Here is an 18,572-nt window from a genome sequence, read left to right as displayed (position 1 = left end):
CGTCATCCTTCAGTTGAGGGTCTCTTCGGTTAAACCGCCATGTTCGGAGAGTGATACTCGCCGCACGCTTCAAGCAAAGCAAGGAGGATTTTTCGTCGGTAGTACATGATCTGTCAGAGGAAAGTCGGTACGGCAACAGGATAGGAAATCGGAACATGAATTTCAAGCAGGCCTACCTGTTCATCCCCCACAACTTCTTTGACACGCGTTCCAACTCTTCGCCAATGAGGTTCGGGTCGAGTGTTTTCTCCGGCATGTTCTCGAATACGGCGTACGGGACTTTGAAGCCCTTCACTTCAATGAAGTTCGGGTTTCTCGCTTCGAGCTTTTCCCAATCATTTGTCTTGTAGTAGAATTCCATCTTCTCGTCGGGAAGAGAATGATGGAGAATGGAATGTTCCTCGCCGGGACGTGCCCGGCGGTGGTTCTTGCGGACTGATTCGGCATAGTCAACACGAATGTACACAATGCATGCCTTGCTCAGAATATCTTCATGCAGAAAGTTCAAGGCTTCTTCGATGCCGTTCTCACCGCCGCGGGCAAACTCGACAAGCGTGGTTGTGTTGTCGTGGTACGTCGGGTTGCGGGCGAGCTTCTTTCTGTACTCAAGATTGATCCGTTCGATGTAGAGATTCCAGATGAAATGATCCTTGAACCAATACTTCTCGTCCGTCCAGATGCGGGGCTTGCCGTTCTTCGTCAGGATGTCATCAATCTCGAACGTCTCCCACACATACAGAAAATCATCCAGTTCATCAACATTCCCGATATGAAACCGTTGCAGTCGCTCCGCAGGGTTGCATTTCTTCAGGTAGTCGATCACTTCGGATTTTCCGGCCGCCGGGCGTGCCGTTAGAATGACAACAGGAAAGTTGCTTGTACTCATGCGCTGTTCCGTGTTCGTGTTATTGAATGATCTGAATGCGTTTTTCGGTGATGTTGGCAATGGTCTTTGCTTCGCGTGCGGCGTTCTCGATAACCTTGAATATCGTGTGCTTTGAGTAAATCGGCTTGTCTATTTCGAGTCCGAGGTACTTTTTCGATTGCCCCGCCATAAAGTCGTTCATAGCACAATTGTACATCCGTTCATCATCCACGGGCTTACCTCCGATCCGCATCGATTCAAGCTCGAATATTCCGTTCGGCAGTTTCCGGATTGCCGCTTCGATGCCTGAAAACACAAGCGATTCCTCCGCCTTCATGCTGTGAAGGACAACTTTCTTCAACTGTTTGCCGCTGAGTTGAAACGTGGTGAGCATGTTCCTGAACGGCAGGACCTGAAACAGTGTCTGCTTTGTCAACGGACCTGCGGACACATTCGAACGAATGCCGCTGACGTTCATGAACGCAACATCTGCCAGGGCCGCATCGCGCTGCGCATCGGTAATGAACTGCCCGATATTGCTGTCGCCGCGTTGCCTTGTCCAATCGATAGCGAGATGCGCAATCACTTCATTGTATTCCATTTCGATTTCCCGCTGCATCGAGTCAACAAGGGCGGAGAGTCGTGTCGCGGGACGGTTCTCCCCCGGCCATAATTGAATGAGCTTGCCGTTGAACTTCGTAACCTTCCCGTCTTCAACCGTCACTTCAAGCTCGCCGAGATTTTCGCAGTAGCGCCCCGCCTGCACGATGATGACGTTGTTCACCACCTTGGGTTTCGTCAGACGCGTGTGGGAATGCCCGCCGACAATGATATCGAGGCCGCGGACATTCATGGCAAGAATCGAATCATTATCAACCCCCTGATGCGTTAGCGCGATGATCAGATCCGTTTCATTTCCTATCTTGTCAATAACCTTTTGCGCGGTTTCGACAGGCGAAAGAACGCGTATGCCCTTCACGTTATCGGGAAGAACCATGCCGGCCAACGACTGCAGAATCAGCCCGAAAATACCGATTCTCAATCCTCCGATGTTGACAATGATGTATTCGCGGTTGTTGAACGGAAACTCTCCCTTGTCGTTCACAAGGTTTGCGGAAAGCGCCGGACACTTCGCGATTCTAACGAGCGCCCTGAGGTTTTCCTGCGAGATGTCGAATTCATGATTGCCGATTGCCCACGCGTCGTACTTCATCATATTCATCATCTCAAAGAGAGCGCCCCCTTCAGCCCCTTTGTACATCCGGTCGGTAATCGGGTTCCCGGTCATAACATCTCCCGCATCAAGCAGCAGCACATCGGGCTTCACTCTCCTGATACTGTCGACTTTGAACTCAAGTTCCTTGAACCCGCCTACCATTGGTTTCGGTGTTTCTCTCATCCACGTCGCTTCGTGAGGCACGAAACTCGCGTGCATGTCGTTTGTATGGAGGATGGTGATGGTTGTTGCCTGCGACGCATCCTGTTGTTGCGCCGTCGAGCAACTGACGGTCACAAAGGACACAAGGATAACGCAGTTGAGTCTCAGAGAATACGATAGCATATCAAGGATTGTCTTGTGGTTGGATGGAACTGTTTACAAAGCCAATCTACAAAGAAAAGGAAAGGGATGGAAGCATCATTTACTTCAACAGAAGCATCGGCTTCGATATTCTCCGGCCTGCCGATTCCAATGAGTAGAAGTAGACACCGCTTGAAAAACGAGAGGCGTCAAACGCCGCTGTATGACTTCCCGACTCAAGCATTCGTTCGACCAGCGTTGCTGCCTCCCTTCCCAACACATCCAACACCTTCAGGGTCACGATTCCCGACGCAGGAATCTCGAAGCGGATTGTTGTTGAAGGATTGAACGGATTCGGGTAGTTGTTGTCGAGACGAAATCGGCCGGCGACTTCGAGCGGTACTGACGTTGGAGATGACTTGACAGTAAAGGTAAACGCCCCGGCTTCGCCGACAAACGGAAATGTTGATCGCCGCCCCGAAAATGATGTCGCTTCTATGAAGTACGAAACCCGGCTCCCCGCCGTTTGCGCTGGAATCTGAGCAACGTACACGCCGCCTGTATCCGTCATTTGCGCGCGTGTGAACCCGGCAGTCGAGTCGGCACGCCAAAACAAAAACACGGAATCCACGCCGCTTCGTACGCGGACTGTTCCTTCAATACGATATGAGTTCGTCGTATCAGCCACCTCCCACAGACGCTTGTGCCTGATGCGCATTGGCTCACGGACGCCGATTTCCTTCGTAATGCAATGTATTGCGCCGGACTGCGGAATGATGGCGTTGCAATCAAAACCGAGAATGCGGTATCCCGGCAACGCTTCGCGCCAAATCTGTAACGCGGCTGCATCAGTCGGCAGGTTGTACACCGGTACAAGAACAGTCTTGTTCACAATCAGCGCGTTCACGTACGTGAGATAGTATGACTGTGGCGGATATCTGCCGGATGCGTCGGCAGGCATTGGAATGCGGATAATCCGGTAGGGCCGTCCGTAGCTGTTCGTGAGGGTGCTGAGATAGTTGACAGTATTCTCAATACGTTGATAGTCCGACACGTTCACCGGATACTGACCCACAAGAATCGTCTCTTCATCCAACAACTTCATGTGCATATCAATGTGGTGAATGCCGTCGTACAGCAGCGTATCCATTGTTATAAATGACGAGATGCCGTTATACCGCAACAGAATGCTGTCGATGCGATCCATCGACTGCAGCCTGTTCTCGAAATAAATCAACTTCGAAGCGAAGCCCCTTCCCGATCCATCCACCATGTAGTTTCCGCCTGTGTGGGAAAGACTGTCCGGCATCGTTACAGTTTGATACAGCGGCAGGTTCCACAATTGCGCAAGAGCGACCGGAACAGCGTCATCCTGCGGGCGGGGACGGTTGTAGCGGAAGTCGACGATCGCCATCGAGTCCGTATCAGTGTCGTACACGCACCACGGGCCGTAGTCGCGTGACCAGATGCTGTTCGTGCTGATGGAAAGGAACTCGATATTCGTTAGCGGAATGCTTCTTGAGGTGAGATACGATTTGATATTGGTGGAGTCGGAAGTTCCCGGTCTTGTGATGATCCAGACCATGCCTTCATCCTGTGCAGCATCAACAATCTGACTCAGCAGAAGATTCTGTGTGTTGTACGCCCATCGGACGATGATACCCTCAAGTTCCTCGAACTCCGCCATCGTGCGGACGGGTCTTGATGGAGGGAGAATGCGAACAGCAGGCGGCGGTACGTAGAGCGGAGCAATCGCATGTTCTTCTGCCGTCGCGTGTCGCGGAAGGGGATGCAGTTCCGTTTCCGAGATTTGCCCGAACACATCTCCGCAAAAAATCAAATGGAGTACGAAAAGGGTAAAGGAATAGCGCATCGGAAAGTTCTGCTTCATTGTCAGATAATATATATAACTCTGTGGTGACAATCGACAGAGAAAAGTACCGTGGAAAATCGAACGGCTTGATTTTCCATTTCATTTGCGATAGTTTGGTAACAGAATTCTCTCTTGCAAGGGAAAAACGGCTGATCACTTATGTTACGCACCACGCACCTTCACGTCCTTCTTTTGTTGCTGCTGTGCGCTGAGGCGTATAGTTCTTCACGAACCATCTTTCCACTTTCCCCGCCTGAACAATTTTTCCGCTTTCAACGCTGGACTGTAAACGAGGGGCTGTCGCAAGGCTCGATCGGTTTCGTCCATCAAGACAAGACCGGATTTCTCTGGTTCGGAACAGCAGGGGGATTTGATCGGTTTGACGGGATCGAATTCAAATCCTTTGCAAGCATCACGGGTATCCCGGTCCAGCCGGTATACTTTTATTCATGCATTGAGAACAGCGATTCAACATTCTGGCTCAGCACAGACGTCGGCTTGATTCTCTTTGACCCTGTTACGGGGTCGGGAGAGTTGTTTACTCCGCCGGTGTCCCTCACGCAACGCGTCGCTCGCTTGAGCGCACTTCATCTCACGCGATTGCAGGATGGCTCCATGCTCTTCGGCATCAGCGGAATTGGCGTGGTGAGATTTGATACCAACTCACGCTCTTTCGCCCTTGTGGATTCCTTTTCGATATCGAGAAGGGGACGATCGCCGGACGTCGAGGTCGCCGGTGTCGTGCCTCTGGAAAACGGCGATGCGTACATCGCTACGAACGACCACCTTTTGCTGTATGACGGAAAGAGTAAAATAACGAAGCGTCTTGCCGCATTCGGCGCCGATCAGCAAGCGCAGTGTTTGCTCTTCGATCTGAACCCAAACGTGCTGCTCATTGGAACGGGCAGAGGATTGTTGCAGTATGTCAACGGATCGTTGACACCCGAATTATTTTCCGGTAGTCAACCGCTCTTGCGAAATGCTTCCGTGACCGCATTGTTCAGAGACAGCAAGGGCATGCTCTGGATCGGAATGGACATCGGCCTTGCGGCCTATCATTCACGCAACAACAGCATGGCCGTGTACGTTCATGACCCGACCGATGCGTCGAGCGTGATGCCCGGCGCCGTTCTCACGATTACGGAAGATCATTCTCATAATCTCTGGGTCGGGATACGTGACCAGGGAGTGTGCAAGCTTGACCTCAAGCCCCGAAGGTTCTTTTCTTTTTACAATCATCCCCGCCTGCCCCGGCAAATTCCCAGCAGCCTCGTGTGGGCGCTGGCCGTTGACCGCAGGAATCGCCTCTGGATAGCCGGTGGGGGTCTTACCACGATTGACCGCGCAAACGGTATTGTAATGCATCACAACTACATTCCGAGCGACACATCAACGCGATATGCACATAACACGAGGCGCGTGTATGTGTTGGATGACTCGACAGTGTGCCTCATTGCCAATCGCGTTGTCTATCTCTACAACACGAATCGTAACAAGGCCGAAGAGCTTGTCGTTGCCGGACACGCGACAAACGATGTCTACCGTTTGCTCATCCGCAGCGCGACCGGAACCGTCATCTGCGTTTCATCCGACAGCGTTTTCGAGGTTGATCCGAAACGGCGGGTGTTTGTACGAACGCTGTTTGCCTTGCGGCGGCAAGCACTTGTTCCGGAATCCGCATCAATCTCGACATTGATGGAGGAGGGAGAGAATGTGTGGATCGGGACGAACGGCGGACTTCTCCTGTGCAATCTTCGTGATGCAACAGTCCGGTTGATGACAGACGCTGCCGGAAGTCCAGTGAATATTCCTCAAGTGCCGATTCTTTCGCTTGCGCTTGAGGGACCTTCGACTCTCTGGATTGGCTCGCAGTCCGGCTTGTATGTTCACGACGCCACGACGCGACAAACCCACTTCTTCGGAATTCGTGACGGAATGCCGAATGAAAAAATCTGGTGTATTCAACCCGACCGGAACAATTCGGTATGGATCGGAACAAACCGCGGCCTAACAAGTGCACGGCGGGCTCCCGATGGAACCATCCGCATACGCAACTACACAGTTGACGACGGCCTTTTGTGGAACGAGTTCGGGATGGGAATGAATGCGATAGACAGTGCCGGGACGTTGTACTTCGGCATGACCGGGCTACTGTTCTTCTCGCCCGATTCGCTTCACGATAATCCGAACGCACCGACCATAGCACTGACGGGCCTTTCTTTTTATGGCGAACCTGTGAAATTCGAACGGGATATTTCGACGATGAAGTCGCTTACGATCCCTTTCGAGCAAAAAGTCTGGTCGGTGCGGTTTGCCGGACTTGAGTTTACATACCCGCACCGCAACCGTTATGCGTACAAGCTCGAGGGACATGATGACAATTGGACTGAAGCAGGAACGCGTCGCGAGGCATTCTACACCAACCTCGATCCGGGAACCTATTCGTTGCTGATCAAGGCATCCAACAACGACGGAGTGTGGGCGGACACTCCGCTCGCGGTGAGGATTGAAATTGTCCCTCCGTTTTGGATGACGTGGTGGTTCAGGGGAATTGCAGTAATGGTCCTACTGGGAACATTCGGCGGCGGCGTCCGATACTACGAACTGCGCAAAATCCGGCAGCGTCTTGCGCTGCTTGAGCAAGAACGGGCACTGGAACGCGAGCGGGCACGCATCTCGCGCACGATGCACGATGAGCTGGGCGCAAGTCTCACCAGTATCTCTGTCTTGAGCGAAATTGCAAAAAGAGGGTTGTCGTTGTCACATGAGGCACAGGCAACCATCCAAAAAATTTCCGACACGGCGCGACACGTTGTCGGCAATCTCGATGAAATCGTCTGGGCTGTCAATCCGAAGAACGATACGCTCGACAGCCTCGCGGCATACATCGCCGAATATGTGGAGCGCTACTTCGAACTCACACAGGTAAAGTGCCGGTTTGATTTTCCGGGCGTGATTCCGCCGCTGCCGTTGACAGCAGAAGTTCGCCACAACACGTTTCTCGTCATCAAAGAAGCTCTCACCAACGTACTGAAGTACGCCGGGGCCACTACCGTGAGAATCGGGCTTTGCGCCGATGAAGAGTCCTTTGAACTCTCGATACAGGATGACGGGAAAGGGTTTTCAATGGAAACAGTCAGCCGCTTCAGCAACGGCATCACCAACATGAAGAGGCGTATAGAAGAAATCGGGGGAAGGTTTGAAATCCACTCACAACCCGCAAAGGGAACGATTGTGAAGATTCGTTTCAGTTTCTCCGCAATTCGTACAGAATCTTGAGAATTTCACACGAACGTGTGAGGGATAGCTATGTTCCATTTCATACATTGAGTTTATGACAATCAAAGTTGCAATTGTAGAGGACATCGATGGCATTCGGGACGGACTTTCAACGCTCATCAACGGGTCGGACGGGTTTCGTTGCGTCAGCGCGCACCCAAATGCCGAGGCGGCTCTCGCGAGCTTCAGTGCGGTAAAGCCGGATGTCGTCCTGATGGACATCAACCTGCCGAACATGAGCGGCATCCAGTGTGTTCGAAAGTTGAAAGCGATTTCGCCCTCCACCCAAATCATCATGCACACGGTGTACGAAGACGCCGAGAATATTTTCGAGTCATTGCAGGCCGGAGCAAGCGGTTACCTGCTGAAACGCACGCCGCCCGCGAAACTGCTTGAAGCAATCATGGAAGTGCATGCCGGCGGATCACCGATGTCCAGCACCATTGCGCGAAAAGTTGTGCAGACATTCCATCAACAGGGGCGCTCGAAATCCGAGCAGGAAAACCTTACGCCGCGGGAGGAAGAAATTCTCGCTGAGCTGGCAAAGGGGTTCCGCTACAAAGAGATTGCCGACAATCTCTTCATCGGCGTTGAGACGGTTCGCTCGCATATTCACAAGATCTACGAAAAACTCCATGTCCGTTCGCGCACCGAAGCAGTCGTGAAGTACCTTCAAAAATAGCCTGCGTAGTTACTCTTCATCAGTACAATCCCCCACGAACGTGTGAGTCCGGCTTCTCCTTCGGACTGGTTTTCGCGTCAATTCACACATTTGTTCGATTGTCCCGCCTCGCGTCGCTGCGTACCTTGTTGTTAACAAACCGTCACAACTCCACACACAACATTAAGGGAACCCCATGAAACGATTCAACCTGTTCTTTGCTGCCCTGTTCATCGTTGCGGCTGTCATCAGCGGCTGCAAGAAGGACGAAAACAATCCGGCAAACAACAATCCCGACAATACTCCCGATCGCCGCGGGTCTTACGTCGGAACGCTGGCCGATCAGGCAGGCGGCGGTGCTGTTACGGTCAATGTCGGTCTTGCAAAGGCGATGGATATCCTTCCGGTCACGGGCGTGTTCCGTCCTGCGGCAGGAGGTTCAATCACGCTCAGCGGTACGTACAACACAGTCAACGACAGCCTCTACGCCACGGGCGGCGGGTACACATTTGCAGGACGGTTCAGCGGCGGACAAATCTCGGGTACATGCACGGGGCCGAACGGAACGGGAATCTTCACAGTAGCAGTATCGACAACCAACAGTCCGGTCAAGGTGTACACGGGGTCATTCTCGGTAAGCAACGGCGACCACGGACCGTTTAACATGCTCATCTCCGGAGCAACCATCTCAGGAGTGGCATTCATTATTAACCAGAACGGATCGTTCCCGTTTGCCGGTACCGTTCAGGGCTTGAACGTGACCATTGTCGATCCTGCACGTGCGAACCTCGTTGTTGCATCAGGCACAATCAGCGGAAGCGGAACAACCGTCAGCGGCTCGACAATCAACACAAGCGGACAAGCAAACGGCACGTGGAACGGAACGCTGGTGCAGTAAGGGATGGAAGTTGTACCCCCTCGACGCAAAGAAAAGCTCACGTGATCCAAGCGCAACAAGACCCGACGTTCTCTCGGGTCTTGTTCTGTTTGGAGTATCTTAGTTCGGAAGGATTGCATGCGTTTCCATCCTTCAATCGAAGGGTGCTTGAAAAAGTTGAAGGCGGGAAGGTGTGAAACGAGTTTTGATGCTGGGGAACTGGCAAGCGGCGAATATTTCTACATACCCCAAACGACCACGTTCGCGCAGGTACGCCGGATGTTCTTGCTGAAATGATTATCGGGAGGTGAACTTCTTTTTCCGATTGCGAATGTAATCCACAAACACAAACTCGCCGAGGTTATTCAGGGATGAGTAGTATGCTCGTCCCTGATTTGCTTTAGTGAGTTCTTCAACGAAGTTGATAAGATATGGATCGCGGGCAACCATGAATGTGGTAATGGGAATTTTCTCCCTTCGGCACGCTACCGCTTCATCGAGCGTCTTGTTCACGATTTTGGGATCGAGGCCGAAGGAATTCTTGTAGAGCTTGCCCGATTCAGTAAAGATGGCGGATGGTTTTCCATCCGTGACCATAAAGATTTGCTTGTTGGCATTGCCGCATTTGCGAAGCAATTGCCGCGCAAGCTGCAACCCGGCACGCGTGTTCGTATGATACGGCCCGACATTCAGAAACGGCAACTCATTAATGCTTACGAGTTGGGCATCATCCCCGAACGTGATCATGGCAAGATAATCTTTCGGAAATCTCGTCATGATGAGTTCGGAAAGCGCAAGCGCCACTTGCTTGGCCGGTGTGATGCGATCTTCACCGTACAAAATCATGCTGTGGCTGATATCGATCATCAGAATCGTCGCGCAAGTCGTCTGATGCTCGGTTTCGTAGACTTCGAAGTCCTCTTCCTTCAGCGTAAAGTCATCAATTCCGTCACGCTTGAAAGCGTTGGAGAGAGTTGATGTAAGATCAATGTTCGTGGGCTGATCGCCGAAGGTGAATTTCTTCGTCTCGCTTAAGCGGTCGACCCCGCTGCCTGTGTACGGTGTCTCATGCGAGCCGGTGGGGGATTTCTTTAATGACGTGAAAATTTCTTTCAACGCATCCTGCCGGATTCGCTGGATTCCCTTCGTGGTGAGCGTCGGAGTATCATTCACATCTTCGATGATGCCCATCTCGCGCAGCTTGTCGATGAGATCATCCATCGACATGGTCTCATCGAACAATCCGTATTCTTCAGCAAGCTGGCGGAGCCATTCCAGCGCCTCTTCAACATCGCCGCTCGTCTGTACGATCAGGTAGCTGAACAACGACACCATCTGCTGGAGACGTTGTTCGTCAGTCCGGGATTGCGGCGTCCATTGTGAATAGCGGAAACGCATCAATCCTCCTCAAAACCTCGTCCCGGCCCCGAAAAGATACTTCCCACCATATCCTTATACGACGTCATGTGATCAACTTCGTCCTTCGCAATCTTTGAATTCTGATGCAATCCGTCAAGCACAAACTCCATGACAGAAGGCAACTCGTACTTCTCTTCAAGATCGGGCATGTGTTTTCTTGTCAACTCGCGCAGGCCTTTGACCTTGTCTAGCTCCCGGAAGTATTGTTCCGCCGGCATGTCATCGGAGATTTCAATTTTGTTGCCCGATTCGAACCAGAGGGTGATCTTCCCGTACTCTCCATCCTCAACATGTTGCCGGCCTCCCTCGGCACTCTGCGGACGGGTCGGACGCTTCCGCAGCGGGTCGGGAAAATACTTCTTGAATGTTTCCCGTACAGCTTTTCCCACCAACGCCTTGCTCACTTTCACGGAGCCTTCCTGTTCGCCCTCGAACACCAATTCCACTTTCCCGGTCATGCCGGGAAGAACGTGCGGAAGATCGCAGATGCGCGGCACGATCACGTTATCGCCAACCGTAATTGCGCGGCGTTCGGCGTTACTCACGAGATTTTCCATCGCCGCGATTGTCAGTCGTGCGCTGACGCCGGATTTCTGATCGACGAACTCACTTCTGCGTGCTTCGAACGCGATCTGTTCGACAATCTCTCTGAAGAACTGGGGTATCCGCACTTCCCGACCATCACGTTTGATATGCGCCTCTTGCTCGGTAATGCCGATCGCCTCTTCAAGTGAGCGGGGATAGTGCGTCAGAATCTGTGAATCAATACGATCCTTCAGCGGCGTGATGATGTTGCCGCGGTTTGTATAATCTTCCGGGTTCGCCGTGAACACTAACATAATATCCATCGGAATGCGGATATTGAATCCGCGAATCTGAATGTCCTTCTCCTCAAGAATATTGAAGAGTCCGACCTGAATACGCGGCTGCAAATCGGGAAGTTCGTTGATGGCAAAGATCCCGCGGTTGCAACGGGGGACAATACCGAAATGAATCGCGCCTTCATGCGAGTAATGCAGGCGCTTCGCCGCGGCTTTGATGGGATCGATGTCGCCGATCAGATCGGCAATCGTGACGTCGGGCGTTGCGAGTTTTTCTCCATACCGTTGGTCGCGGTGCAGCCACTCAATGGGAGTTGCTTCGCCCATCTCGTTCACGAGATCGACGGCATGCTTGCTGACGGGATGAAACGGATCGTCGTTGATTTCGCTTCCACGCACAACCGGAATGTATTCATCCAGCAAACCCGGCAAGGAACGTACGATGCGCGACTTTGCCTGTCCGCGCAGCCCGAGCAAAATCAAATCGTGCTTCGCGAGAATGGCATTTACGATCGCCGGAATTACTGTCTTCTCATAACCGATGATGCCGGGAAATAACGGTTCTTTGTTGTTGAGCTTGCGAATCAGGTTGGCACGCAACTCTTCTTTCACCGATTGCACGTTGTAACCGCTTGCTTTCAATTCGCCAAGCGTGGCGGGACGACCCATAGAATTCCTCTCACGAAGTTCGGACAACACCTGTGCATTTCACATGCTGCGTCAATGTAGGCGCTTTGATTCTCAAAATCAAACACACCGTCGCGGCTTTGTTCATTGCAATTGCAAATCGATTTTGGTAGAATGATACGCAGCATGACAGATGTACTACATAAAACACTCGTCATTCGATTAAGTTCCATCGGCGATATCGTGCTGTCATCGCTGCTCGTCCGCGTGTTGCGCAGCCGCTTTCCTGCAAACCGGCTTGACTACTGTGTGAAGGAGGAATTCGCCGACCTCATCCGTTTGAACCCGAACATCTCGAATGTCATCACATTCCCGAAACACGGCAGGTTCGGCGACGTGCGAAAACTCATGCGCACGATCGGAGAAAACGATTACGATCTCATCATCGACATTCACGATAGTCTACGAAGCCGATTTCTCCGCTTCGGCGCTTCACGCGTCGTCCGAATCAACAAAAGAAAACTCGCACAGTTCCTGCTTGTCAAGTTCAAGCTGAACGTGTATGAACGATTTGGCGGCAGCCCCGGCGTTGCGCTCCGTTATCTTGAACCGCTTCGCCCGTTCGGGATTGAAGATGACGGAAAGGGACTGGAGATCTTCATTTCGGAAGACGACCGGCAACGAACAGAACACTTGATTCGCGAAGGCGGATTCGGGCAGGAACAGTTCATCGGCATTTGCCCTTCAGCCAAACATCACAACAAGATGTGGCTGAAGGAACGCTTTGCAGAAACCACGGCGGCGTTGAGCATCGGGCGGCAGCGCCCTGTCGTTCTTTTCGGTTCCGGAGATGAGGCGGAACGGTGCAATACCATCGCCGATCTTATTCGAGAACGAAATCCGCAAGCGGGGATTCTGAATCTTGCCGGGAAGATCTCGTTGCGCGAAACGGCGGCGATGATGGATCGTTGCTCGATTGTTATCACAAACGACTCCGGATTGATGCACATTGCGGCGGCTCGCAAGCGACACGTCGTTGCACTCTTCGGACCGACGGTGAAAGAGTTAGGCTTCTTCCCTTTCGGGACCGAGAACGAAGTTATCGAGAATGCTGAATTGGCATGCCGCCCCTGTACGCACATCGGGCTTCCGAATTGCCCCAAAGGACATTTTAAGTGTATGAATGATATTTCCGCGGCGCAGGTTATCGCATCCGCCAACAGACTTCTGCAAACGCACACGCAATGAAAACCATCTGGCACACTGCGTACAGCCTGCTCGCCCTGCCGATGATGTGGGTTGTTGTCAGAATTCTCGGCCTCTTCAACAGAAAGGTCAGACGGGGTATTCAGGGACGGCGTGATCTTTTCGCGATGCTTGAAAAGCAAGTCACCGGGAAGCTGGCGGGCGGAAGGCGTGTGTGGTTTCATGCATCGTCGATGGGCGAGTTTGAACAGGCGAAACCGATTATTGCAGAACTGAAGCACCGCCATCCCGACATCCGCATCATCGCAACATTTTTCTCCCCGTCAGGATTCGAACATTCCCGGAAATATCCGCTTGCCGATGTGATCAGCTACATTCCGTTCGACACACGGGCAAATGCCAGACGCTTTCTCGACCTGACACGTCCCGATGTTGCCGTCATCATCCGTTACGACGTCTGGCCCAATCACATTTGGGAATTACAACGCCGCAACATTCCTGTTCTCATCGCCAACGCTACAATGCGGCAGAATACACAACGCCGCTTTCCGCTTGTGCGGACGTTCCACTACTTCATCTATAATGCAATTGATAGCATTCTCACCGTATCGGAACAGGATGCCGAAGCCTTCAAGATCTTCTCTCTCACGCATCCTGCCATTCAAGCAATCGGCGATACGCGCTACGATCAGGTAAGCATCAGAAGTGCGGAAGCGAAGAAGCGGCATGTGATTGCGGAGCCTGTGCTTCGCGGCAAGCGCGTACTCCTGGCAGGCAGCACGTGGCCGGAAGATGAGGAGGTGTTGCTGACCGGTTTCTTGCGACTGCGACAAACGATGCAGAATTTCCTGCTCATCATTGTGCCTCACGAGCCAACCATTGAGCATTTGGAGGAACTTGAAGCGGAGCTGCAAGGGAAAGCCTCGTTCATCCGTTTTTCCGCGTTGAATGATTACAGCAATGAGGATGTTGTCATCGTAGACAGCATCGGCATACTCCTTACACTTTATACATACGCCGATGTTGCGTTCATCGGCGGAAGTTTCAAGCAGAACGTTCACAACGTGTTGGAAGCCGCCGTGTACGGAATTCCCGTGGTGTACGGGCCCCGTCATGCAAACTCGCAGGAAGCAGTGACGCTTGCAGAATCAGGTGGAGGATTTGTTGTGCAGGATTCCGACTCCCTCTTCACGTCGTTGAAGAGGTTATTCGAGAATGAGGGGAAGAGAAGAGAGGCGGGGAGAATTGCGGCAACCTTTGTTCATGAGAGAATCGGGGCAACGGAGAAGTTTTTGGCTCATTTGAGCAAGTATTTGTAAGAATCAGTCGGGAACATTCAAGGACCTGCTTGAAACGCATGCTTGCTCCTATTCGGGCTCTCCTTCTCGGTTTTGTTTTGCGTGGAATCGCCGTGAGTGTTGTTAAGGACTGCCGCCGCTTTCGTGTTGATTTGATGCCCGACGTGGCAAAAAGCCTATTGCGTCAAAGAACGCATTTGACTCTGCCAGCCGTAGGCCTATCCACATATTACAGGAACTCACAAACTGTTTGTCAATAGAGGATTCTCTCTGAAAATCAACTCAACAGCGAGTAGGTAATTAATATTTTACCATTTTCCTGCCATTGGATCCACCCTTTCCCCTGAGGTTGGAAGTTCTCATCCAGCAATTCCACCTCCATCCATTGACTGGAAATCCTCAGCGGCTTCAAGAAAGCATAGCGTGTCGAAACAAGCGAAGCATGGGATAGCGGCTTTATCCGAACAGGATAATCCTGCGGAAACAACGGCTCCACGCTATTGATTGTTAACAAGAACTCCGGCCAATACCGCAAATCACTCTTGAACCGATCCATGAACGCAGTGTGTCCATTGAGCTCATTGACAATGACCTCAACAAAATCGGAATGAATGGAAACAACTCGAAGAAACAGAATGTCGTAATCGAGCTTGAGATGCGCGGGGACGAACCACGGCGGCGCCGAAGTGATCTCAAACCCCGTTTCGCGCCGTTCAAATACCAGGCTGTCGGTCGGCATGTGATCGGAGACCGGTTTTTCCAGGTTGGGATTGCCGTAGAAATACACAACGCGATTGTCATAGAACTTCGGCACGGCCATCCCCAGCCCCATTGGTGGATAGTCATTACGTACGTCAGGTTGAGCGTACACGGCGGGCGTCAGACATATTAGCGCTGACAGAATACAAAACATACCGGCAAATTTCCGGATGTCGACAAGCCGAACGCCGAACTGATTCTCCCCGGCGCTATTCTTCTTGCTTTGCATACGAACTTTCTCATTGCGGAGAAGTTTACGCTGCGCGAGGAATTTGTCAAGAGTTATTGTCATGTTGTGGTGCTCCTGATTTGCCTGCCCGCCGGAACCGTTTGTCTTGGCGGGACTCTTTTCTTGGGGAATTCGCCCGTCACGGGAAACTTGTCAAAGGATATGGTGTCAAAAATGTCGGAGATGAACATTCGACCATTTTGCATACCGCCAACGTTACAGATCGCAAATATTTGCAGGTTCATATAGTGTCAAGATTAGTTGAACACAATTTGCCGCCAGCCAACTGTTTGCGTTACCTGCGTGTGGGCGGTCGTGGACTCTCTTTGAGAGCAGGAAAAACTCGAAGCCAGATAAAAGGTTGAAAATGCCGCAGAATCCACACGTCAGGTGCACGCTGTGTCCGGCGGCTCCCTGCCTTAAGACTCGTTGACAAAAAGAGATGCCATAGCCAATACGATAAATTTTTACACACAACTTAATCCTTGGCAATCACTAAAAACAGAATTTGTTAACCGTGCACTCTCTTCGACAATGTTATTTTTCAGAAAGCCATTGTTTTGCTTCGTCCAAGTCTTCAAACAACTTCGTGTGTTGCCAGCGATTTAGTGTTACGGTTTCATAAAAACGATAGTCTCCTAATCGCTTATCTTTCAAGCCTTTTGCTATAACAACTGCTCTCCTGAGTTTGTGAACATTAATCCCCAACGGAGCAACTATATCTGCTAGTATGGTGGGCAAATCATAAAGTTCCATCGTTGACAAGTCCAATATTGCCTCACGATAATCGGCGAGATAGAGAAAAGACTCGTTCTCCATAGTCGTTTGTACGTACTTAGAATAGATCTCTTTAATTTCGTTGAAACTTATAGCTCCTTGAACCTTCGCTTCAACAAAACCTGTTTCTGGATTGTAACTGATTCTATATGGCATTTTGTCGCCTCATTTATAGAAATAACGTCAAGAAACGCCGATCAAAGTTTTTATTTACTGACTTCTAAAGTTTGCCTCAAAAATAATTCGACTTTCAAAGAACAAATGCGCTATTTCGGACGTGTTGTCGAAGACCCGACGTGCTTTACCTTCTGTCGGGAGCTGCTGGTTAGGTTGCGGACGGTTCATCGTTGCGACAATTGCACACAAAGCTCCTTCAACTCTTTCAGCACTTCCCAGTGGTGTCTCGTTGCTCCCTCGTATTCCGCAAGTGTTACCCGCGGGTATTCATCAATGAAAGACAACTTGTCTTGCTCAGGAATATCATGTACTTGCATTGCGTTCCTGAAGGACATATCGTTGCTTGTCCAAATGCAAAAGTGTTTTGAGGGCTCAACAAACACTTCTTCCGTCTTCCCCTCAACTTGGTGAATCAGTCCGAATTGTATGAATCCGTCATTCGCAAGTTCAAACTCATATTTACCGAGTATGTTTAGAAGAGCTTCCCGGCTCGAATATGGCCCTAGAAAGAGTTGATCTTTCTCCTGGTCCTTCTCGCCAAGAATAGTACCAACCTCCTCAGGAAGAAGCTGGTGACTTAAATCTTTGAAGACTTTCCAGACTTGTGGGGCACTGACATTGATTTCGGCGTAATAGGGGTAGTTTGGGTTTTCACTCGTAGCCAGAACATACCCTTCGCGAATGTCTGCACTTGCGATTCTGTCGAGAAGGCTCACCTTGAGATCATTATTAGGTATTTCATCTGCAACGGGAAAACGAACCCCCTTTGGAAAGACCAGAGCTCTTGTCATTGACTGCCTTGTTCGATGGAACGATTCCGCAACCTAACGATTGCGGCTAATCCCGATTCGACAGATCCCGCCCTGGCGGGATCGTGGTCGAATCGAGGATCCCGCAAAAGCGGGACCCGCCGCAACGTAAACTCTCCCGCACGCAAAATGCGCGGGGAGCTATCATTGATTTAATTTTTTGTGCGTTGGTGACACTTGATAACGTGAATGAGTGCTGACTGAGTTTGAACGAACGACGGTTAGGAAATCAATGAGATTAAGACTCACATCCTTGATGTGCGCCCATTTCTCGTTAGGCTTTCCGTTCCAGTACGCCCGAACACACATTTTCCCAGACGAACACTGAAAAAGAAATTCCAGCGTCCTCGCAAGCACATCAAGATACTGAGCGTCAAAAGTCCAGAATTCATTCTTCCAATCTGCGCCATCTGCCAGAAGTTTGCATGAACAGTTACTCTCGAGTGACGAACTCACATGAAATCCGCAGAGCTGCTCAGACTTTTCAGTACGAGCTGCAAGAAGACCAAGGAGACTTTTCTCTTTCGCTTGCTTCGTAATCTGACCACCCACTTGTCGAGAGACATCAGGTAACACAATTTCAATGAGCAAACACATGTTTGATTGCGCTGGCTAACGGACTGGAGCTAACCTGCGTTGCAATGTTCCAGCGGGCTGCCGCCGTTTTTAAATTTAAAATGATGTTTCGTATCGTAAGTTGTGTTTAGAACTCTCGAACAATTTCAGTTCAGGCGCGCCCGCGATTGCAACGTCAGGTTGAGCGACTGGTTAGGCTTACAAAAATAATTCACGAGAAGAGGTTTAATCAAACAACCAATCCCAAAAACTGTTTTTCTTTGGTGACTTGTGCCCGTGACCTAGCCCGGATGATCCGCTCTGAAAAGGAAATAAGGGAGCGCTACATTTATCGCAACTCATAATTTTTCCTAATACCCAAGTTTTCCCGCAGTCTGGACAAGTAAAGTCGGAAGAATGCCGAAATGGGTCCCACGAAATACTCCAAAGTTCTTTTGGAGAAAAACCTTCGAGTCCAGCAAGACGCTTTCCACATTCACGACATTTCGTCTCTGATGGAAGAGTGAAGTAACGTTCAAGACATTCTTTATGAGCAACTATATCCTGCCAGTATCCTTCAACTGTATTGTGCCACCGTTTTGAAGTTATACCATCTGACCGGCGAAGGCGTGTAAAACACAATTCACACAGCACACCGAATGGTTCATTCGATGAACAGTTCGGACACGATAAAGCAGAATCACTGAGTTGGCACTTACAGTCAAGACATTTTGTTAATGCCATTTCAATTGGTACTCCTTTTGTAAGCCTAACGATTTCTATGTTCAATTAGTGGGAGAGGGGATGTTCGCCCCCCTCCC

Annotated in this window: 14 protein-coding genes; 5 read left to right on the top strand and 9 right to left on the bottom strand. The window is 50.9% G+C overall.

Annotated features, from left to right (window positions below; translation table 11 throughout):
* Positions 1 to 172: 172 nt before the first annotated feature.
* The 3 genes from KF749_04345 to KF749_04335 all read right to left on the bottom strand — a co-directional run bounded on the left by KF749_04345 (position 173) and on the right by KF749_04335 (position 4,257).
* Entirely contained in the window at positions 173 to 886 is a 714-nt protein-coding gene (locus KF749_04345) for a hypothetical protein (protein MBX2990383.1), read from the bottom strand.
* Positions 887 to 905: 19 nt separating this feature from the next.
* On the bottom strand, positions 906 to 2,426 hold the full coding sequence (locus KF749_04340; GenBank protein ID MBX2990382.1) for a bifunctional metallophosphatase/5'-nucleotidase: 1,521 nt from the start codon (positions 2,424 to 2,426) through the stop codon (positions 906 to 908).
* Positions 2,427 to 2,505: 79 nt separating this feature from the next.
* A complete protein-coding gene (locus KF749_04335) occupies positions 2,506 to 4,257 on the bottom strand; it encodes an agmatine deiminase family protein (GenBank protein MBX2990381.1) in 1,752 nt (583 codons plus the stop codon).
* Between the two features lie 159 nt (positions 4,258 to 4,416).
* On the opposite strand from KF749_04335, the gene KF749_04330 reads away from it, so the two are divergent.
* The 3 genes from KF749_04330 to KF749_04320 all read left to right on the top strand — a co-directional run bounded on the left by KF749_04330 (position 4,417) and on the right by KF749_04320 (position 9,095).
* Positions 4,417 to 7,536 (top strand): hypothetical protein, encoded by a 3,120-nt coding sequence (locus KF749_04330; protein MBX2990380.1) that lies wholly within the window; start codon positions 4,417 to 4,419, stop codon positions 7,534 to 7,536.
* A 55-nt stretch (positions 7,537 to 7,591) separates the two neighbouring features.
* Positions 7,592 to 8,218 (top strand): response regulator transcription factor, encoded by a 627-nt coding sequence (locus KF749_04325; protein ID MBX2990379.1) that lies wholly within the window; start codon positions 7,592 to 7,594, stop codon positions 8,216 to 8,218.
* Between the two features lie 175 nt (positions 8,219 to 8,393).
* Positions 8,394 to 9,095 (top strand): hypothetical protein, encoded by a 702-nt coding sequence (locus tag KF749_04320; GenBank protein ID MBX2990378.1) that lies wholly within the window; start codon positions 8,394 to 8,396, stop codon positions 9,093 to 9,095.
* Positions 9,096 to 9,371: 276 nt separating this feature from the next.
* Here the strand turns inward: KF749_04320 and KF749_04315 are convergent, their stop codons facing one another.
* The gene (locus KF749_04315) at positions 9,372 to 10,472 is read right to left on the bottom strand and encodes a VWA domain-containing protein (GenBank protein ID MBX2990377.1); all 1,101 of its coding nucleotides are present in this window, start codon (positions 10,470 to 10,472) and stop codon (positions 9,372 to 9,374) included.
* Complete coding sequence (locus KF749_04310; GenBank protein ID MBX2990376.1) at positions 10,472 to 11,983, bottom strand: sigma 54-interacting transcriptional regulator; 1,512 nt, start codon at positions 11,981 to 11,983, stop codon at positions 10,472 to 10,474. The genes KF749_04315 and KF749_04310 overlap by 1 nt, the downstream gene beginning before the upstream one ends.
* A gap of 144 nt (positions 11,984 to 12,127) precedes the next feature.
* Here KF749_04310 and waaF point away from each other — a divergent pair, with 144 nt between their 5' ends.
* Both waaF and KF749_04300 read left to right on the top strand, forming a co-directional pair.
* Complete coding sequence (gene waaF, locus KF749_04305) at positions 12,128 to 13,189, top strand: lipopolysaccharide heptosyltransferase II (GenBank protein ID MBX2990375.1); 1,062 nt, start codon at positions 12,128 to 12,130, stop codon at positions 13,187 to 13,189.
* On the top strand, positions 13,186 to 14,466 hold the full coding sequence (locus KF749_04300; protein MBX2990374.1) for a 3-deoxy-D-manno-octulosonic acid transferase: 1,281 nt from the start codon (positions 13,186 to 13,188) through the stop codon (positions 14,464 to 14,466). Before waaF ends, KF749_04300 begins: the two co-directional genes overlap by 4 nt.
* A gap of 256 nt (positions 14,467 to 14,722) precedes the next feature.
* On the opposite strand, the gene KF749_04295 is transcribed toward KF749_04300, so the two are convergent.
* From KF749_04295 to KF749_04280, 4 genes are all read right to left on the bottom strand, one after another.
* Positions 14,723 to 15,496: a hypothetical protein gene (locus KF749_04295; GenBank protein MBX2990373.1), complete on the bottom strand. Its 774-nt coding sequence runs from the start codon at positions 15,494 to 15,496 to the stop codon at positions 14,723 to 14,725.
* A 474-nt stretch (positions 15,497 to 15,970) separates the two neighbouring features.
* Positions 15,971 to 16,366 carry a hypothetical protein gene (locus KF749_04290; GenBank protein MBX2990372.1) on the bottom strand — a complete coding sequence of 132 codons (396 nt, stop codon included), beginning with the start codon at positions 16,364 to 16,366 and terminating at the stop codon, positions 15,971 to 15,973.
* A gap of 185 nt (positions 16,367 to 16,551) precedes the next feature.
* Positions 16,552 to 17,178: a hypothetical protein gene (locus KF749_04285; GenBank protein MBX2990371.1), complete on the bottom strand. Its 627-nt coding sequence runs from the start codon at positions 17,176 to 17,178 to the stop codon at positions 16,552 to 16,554.
* Positions 17,179 to 17,340: 162 nt separating this feature from the next.
* Entirely contained in the window at positions 17,341 to 17,793 is a 453-nt protein-coding gene (locus tag KF749_04280) for a hypothetical protein (GenBank protein ID MBX2990370.1), read from the bottom strand.
* Positions 17,794 to 18,572 lie beyond the last annotated feature (779 nt).

It is taken from the genome of Bacteroidota bacterium, from assembly GCA_019637975.1.
In the GTDB taxonomy this organism is placed as follows: domain Bacteria; phylum Bacteroidota; class Ignavibacteria; order UBA10030; family UBA6906; genus CAADGV01.
This window is presented reverse-complemented; position numbering and strand designations above follow the sequence as displayed.